3 protein-coding genes are annotated in these 4,502 nt (G+C 73.1%); 1 reads left to right on the top strand and 2 read right to left on the bottom strand.

What is annotated here, in order from left to right; genetic code table 11:
- Positions 1-128: 128 nt before the first annotated feature.
- Both HCJ92_RS22390 and HCJ92_RS22395 read right to left on the bottom strand, forming a co-directional pair.
- Complete coding sequence (locus HCJ92_RS22390; RefSeq protein ID WP_167935424.1) at positions 129-1,529, bottom strand: nitric oxide synthase oxygenase; 1,401 nt, start codon at positions 1,527-1,529, stop codon at positions 129-131.
- A 378-nt stretch (positions 1,530-1,907) separates the two neighbouring features.
- Positions 1,908-2,531, bottom strand: a complete 624-nt coding sequence (locus HCJ92_RS22395; RefSeq protein WP_167935425.1) for a TetR/AcrR family transcriptional regulator — start codon at positions 2,529-2,531, stop codon at positions 1,908-1,910.
- Positions 2,532-2,728: 197 nt separating this feature from the next.
- On the opposite strand from HCJ92_RS22395, the gene paaN reads away from it, so the two are divergent.
- Positions 2,729-4,432 (top strand): phenylacetic acid degradation protein PaaN, encoded by a 1,704-nt coding sequence (paaN, locus tag HCJ92_RS22400; protein WP_167935426.1) that lies wholly within the window; start codon positions 2,729-2,731, stop codon positions 4,430-4,432.
- Positions 4,433-4,502 lie beyond the last annotated feature (70 nt).

A 4,502-nucleotide genomic window follows, 5' to 3' on the forward strand; every position in this document is an offset into this window, starting at 1 on the left:
GGTCAGGCCGGCGCGCGCAGCGGCTCAGGGGGCGTGCGGGCCAGGACAAGCGCGCGTCGGGCGGCCGGACCCGACGCCGCCGGGACGCTCGCCGGTCGCCCGGTCGCCCGGTCGCCCGGTCGCACCGATCAGCCGTGGTCGTCCGACCCGGCGGGCACACCACCGGCAGGGCATCCGGACAGTGGCACACCCGCTGCGGCCGGCCGCGCGGCGGGCGCCCCGAGCGGAGGAACCGCACGGGCGGGTGGCACGGCTCCACCGTCGTCCGGCGCGTGCCGCCCTGCCGGACATCCGGAATCCCCGCCGCCACCTGCCGCCGCGGGCGCTCCGGCCCGTCCCTCGGCGCGATCCCGCGCCTCCTCGTCCAGGTAGAAGGCGGGGCGCTGCTCCTGCTCGTCGTAGTACCGATGGAAGACCGGCGTGATCCCTCCGGACATCGGGGGGACGATCCAGCTCCACTCCGCGGAGACCCTGCGCCCGGCAGCCTCTTCACGCGCCAGATGGGTGAGGAACCGCCGGGACTCGGTGTGGTGGTCGGTGACGCGCACCCCCGCGGCACGGAACGAGTGGAGCACCGCGACGTTCGTCTCCACCAGCGCGCGGTCCCGCCACAGGGAGTCCTCCCGCGACGTGTCGAGGCCCAGACCCGCGGCGACGGCGGGCAGCAGGTCGTAGCGGTCGCTGTCGGTGAGGTTCCGCGCGCCGATCTCCGTACCCATGTACCAGCCGTTGAACGGCGCGAGCGGGTAGTCGACGCCGCCGATCCGCAACCGCATATGGGAGATGGCGGGAACCGCGTGCCACCGCAGCCCCAGCCCGGCGAAGAACCGGTGCTCCGGATGGGTCAGCGGCACCTCCAGCACATCGCGCGGGTCCAGGTCGTACAGCGCCGGGCCCTGCCCGTCGGCGCCCTCCACGACGAGCGGCAACAGGTCGAACCGGCCGTACCGCGCCCGCCAGCCGAGACGGCGAACCGTTTCTGTGAACGCGACGTTCGCCGGGTCCCCCAGCACGCGTCCGTCGTCCAGCCGGTAGCCCGCGTACCGCACCAGCTGGCTGTTCCAGACCCGTGGCGCGGCGGTGGTCGGTGTCTCGGGGGCGAAGACCGAGATCACCGGACGGACCCGGCCGCCGTTGGTGGCGGTCCGCAGGTGCTCGACCAGGTGGCGGTGGATCTGGTCGGAGGTGACGGCGGTGCGACGGTCGAGGACCTTCAGGCTGTTCCAGTAGAGGCGGCCGATGCAGCGGCTGGAGTTGCGCCAGGCGACGCGGGCGCCGAAGGTCAGCTCCTCCGGGGTGTGGCGGTAGGTGCCGACGGTCTCCACGGACTGCCGCACCTGGCGCATCCTCGCCCGCAGCGGGACCCGCTGCTCGGGATGCTCGCCGTGGAGGAGCCGCAGGAAGTCGAACGCCTCCGCCAGATCCACCGGGGGCGACTCCCGAACGCTCGCCGGCACCGGTACCGACGCCCCCGTAGTCGTCGGCAGCGGCACGGCGGATCGACGTACCAGCAGCTTGTGTCCCTTCATGGGCTCCTCGCAACGATCGTCACGGCGGTCGGGTGGCGGGCGCGGGCTGCCGAAGCCCGCAGGAGCACAGCCGGGCGCGGCGGTCACGGCGACGGCGTCCGGGCACGGCGACAGTGCCGGGGCGCGGAGCCGGTACCGCGGCGCGCGGCGTCGCGGACAGCAGCACCCCGGCGCACACGGTCGACCGATCCTGAAGGCACGCCCTCACGACCCCGCCCGCTGCGCCCGAGCAGCGGGTACAACGACGTAACCAGACGTCAGCGGCGCCGGGCGGCGTTTCCGTCGTTCACGTCCGTCACGACGGTGCCGCGTGCTATGGCGTGCGCACGCCGTGCCTGATGGCTCCGGCGTCGTGGACCAGTCGCCGCCGGTCAACGGTCAGCGTTCGCCGCCCGAAGCCCCGTGCCCGCCACCGACACGCAGCCCGGCGAACGCCGTCGCCACCACGGCGTCGGCCATCCGACCCGCCGGAATCGCCGGGTCGCGCCCCGGCCGGTACCACTCCGCGATGGAGTTGACCATCCCGAAGAGCAGCCTCGTCGCGAGCCGGACGTCCACGTCCGCCCGCAGGTCGCCGTCGGCGACCGCCTCACGCAGCAGCTCCGCGACCCGGTGGTCGAACTCGCGGCGCCGCTCCAGCGCCCAGCGCTCGGCGTCGGTGTTGCCCCGCACCCGCAGCAGCAGCGTCACGTACGGCAGCCGCTCGATCAGCACCTCGGTCGTCCGGCGAGCCACGTGCTCCAGACGGTCGATCGCCGGGCCGTTCACGGCCACCGGCTCCTCCAGCACCTCGAACAGCCCGTCCAGCGCATGACTCACCGCGCGCCGCAGCAGCTCCTCCTTGCCACGCACATGGTGGTAGATCGACGACTTGGAGATGCCGGCCGCCCGCGAGAGGTGTTCCATCGAGGTGCCGTCGTAGCCGCGTTCGATGAACACGCCCACCGCCACTTCGAGCAGCGTCTGCGGGGTGTACGTGTCGCGGCGGGGTTCCGTGGCCATCGGTAGACACCGGTTCTCTGGGTATCGGGTGCGGTGAGGGAGGCGTCCGCCCCCGCACCAGTCTGCACGGGCGCCGGACGGGGCTCCGTGCGGGTTCACACACGGAGGGCGTGGCACCTCTTGCCCCGACCGATCGTTCGGTAGCAGTATCGTCCATGGCCCGTGTTCGTTCCAGCCCGACGAGGAGACACCCGCCCATGACCCCATGCCTCACCCCGGCGCAGCTGGCCGACCGGCACCGCGGCACCCTGGACACGGCGCTGGAGGCCATCGCCGGTCGCGGCTACTGGTCGCCCTACCCGGAGCACCCCAAGGCCTACGGGGACGGCGCCACGGTGCTGAACTCCCTCGACGCCGAGCAGGGGCTGGCCGCGTTCAACGCCGTCAGGGACTCACGGTTCGAGCTCGACCAGCCCGGCACCACGGGCTGGGTGGGCGCGGAGCACTCCCCCTACGGCTTCGCCCTCGGCGTCAGCTATCCGAAGGCCGACATCGACCAGCTGCTGCCCGCGATGGCGGCGGCCGTCCCGGACTGGCGCGACGCGGGTCCCGAGACCCGGGCCCTGGTCTGCCTGGAGATCCTCGCCCGGATCAACGCGCACACCATGGAGTTCGCCCACGCGGTGATGCACACCTCCGGACAGGCGTTCATGATGGCGATGCAGGCGGGCGGCCCGCACGCGCAGGACCGCGGTCTGGAGGCCGTCACCTACGCCTACGCGGAGCAGACGCGCATGCCGCGGCACGCCGCGTGGTCCAAGCCCCAGGGCAAGCGGGGCCCGATCGAGCTCAGCAAGGAGTTCACCGCGGTCCCGCGCGGGGTCTCGCTGCTCGTCGGCTGCAACACCTTCCCGACGTGGAACGGCTTCCCGGGCCTGTTCGCGTCGCTGGCCGCGGGCAACCCGGTGCTGGTCAAGCCGCACCCCCACGCCGTCCTGCCACTCGCCATCGCCGTCCGCTTCGCGCGGGAGGTCCTGCACGCCGCCGGGTTCTCGCGCGACCTCGTCACCCTGGTGGCCGAGGAGGACGGGGGCACGATCGCCGCCGACCTGGCGCGCCGACCCGAGGTGCGCATCATCGACTACACCGGCTCCACCGCCTTCGGAGACTGGCTGGAGACCCACGCGCCCCAGGCCCAGGTCTACACGGAGAAGGCCGGCGTCAACACCGTCGTCATCGACTCCACCGACAACTACAAGGGCATGATCGCCAACCTGGCGTTCTCGCTCTCCCTGTACAGCGGCCAGATGTGCACCACACCGCAGAACCTGCTGGTCCCCCGGCACGGCATCACCACCGACGACGGCGAGAAGACCTACGACCAGGTCGTCAGCGACCTGGCCGCCGCGGTGGAGCACCTGCTGGCCGACGACAGCCGTGCGGTGTCCATCCTCGGGGCCATCGTCAGCCCCGCCGTACGGGCCCGGGTCCAGACGGCCCCGGAGATCGGCGACGTGGCGCTGCGCTCACGCAGCATCCGCCACCCGGAGTTCCCCGACGCGACGGTGCGGACGCCCGTCCTCGTGAAGCTCGACGCCGCCAAGCCCGAGCACGAGGCCGCCTACCGCTCGGAGTGCTTCGGCCCGGTCTCGTTCGCCGTCGCGGTCGACTCCACCACCGAGGCGCTGGCGCTGCTGCGTTCGACCGTCGCCGAGCAGGGCGCCATGACGGTGGGCGGCTACACGACCGACGCCAGGGTCGAGCGGGGGCTGGTGGACGTCTGCCTGGAGGAGTGCGCGCAGCTCTCCCTCAACCTCACCGGTGGCGTCTACGTCAACCAGACGTCGGCCTTCTCCGACCTGCACGGTTCGGGCGGCAACCCGTCGGCCAACGCCGCGCTGGTCGACGCGGCGTTCGTGGCCGACCGGTTCCGCGTCGTGGAGGTCCGCCGCCAGGCGTGACGCCCGGCGGGTGACCGACGCGGCGGCCCTGCGGCAGCGGGACGGTGCCGGGCCCGCTGCCGCACTGCGC

The organism is Streptomyces spiramenti, assembly GCF_012034385.1.
GTDB classification, from domain to species: Bacteria; Actinomycetota; Actinomycetes; order Streptomycetales; family Streptomycetaceae; genus Streptomyces; species Streptomyces spiramenti.

Excerpts from the sequence above, each read along its gene's own strand:
- HCJ92_RS22390 (WP_167935424.1), bottom strand. The coding sequence starts at position 1,529 with ATGAAGGGACACAAGCTGCTGGTACGTCGATCCGCCGTGCCGCTGCCG.
- HCJ92_RS22395 (WP_167935425.1), bottom strand. The coding sequence starts at position 2,531 with ATGGCCACGGAACCCCGCCGCGACACGTACACCCCGCAGACGCTGCTC.
- paaN (WP_167935426.1), top strand. The coding sequence starts at position 2,729 with ATGACCCCATGCCTCACCCCGGCGCAGCTGGCCGACCGGCACCGCGGC.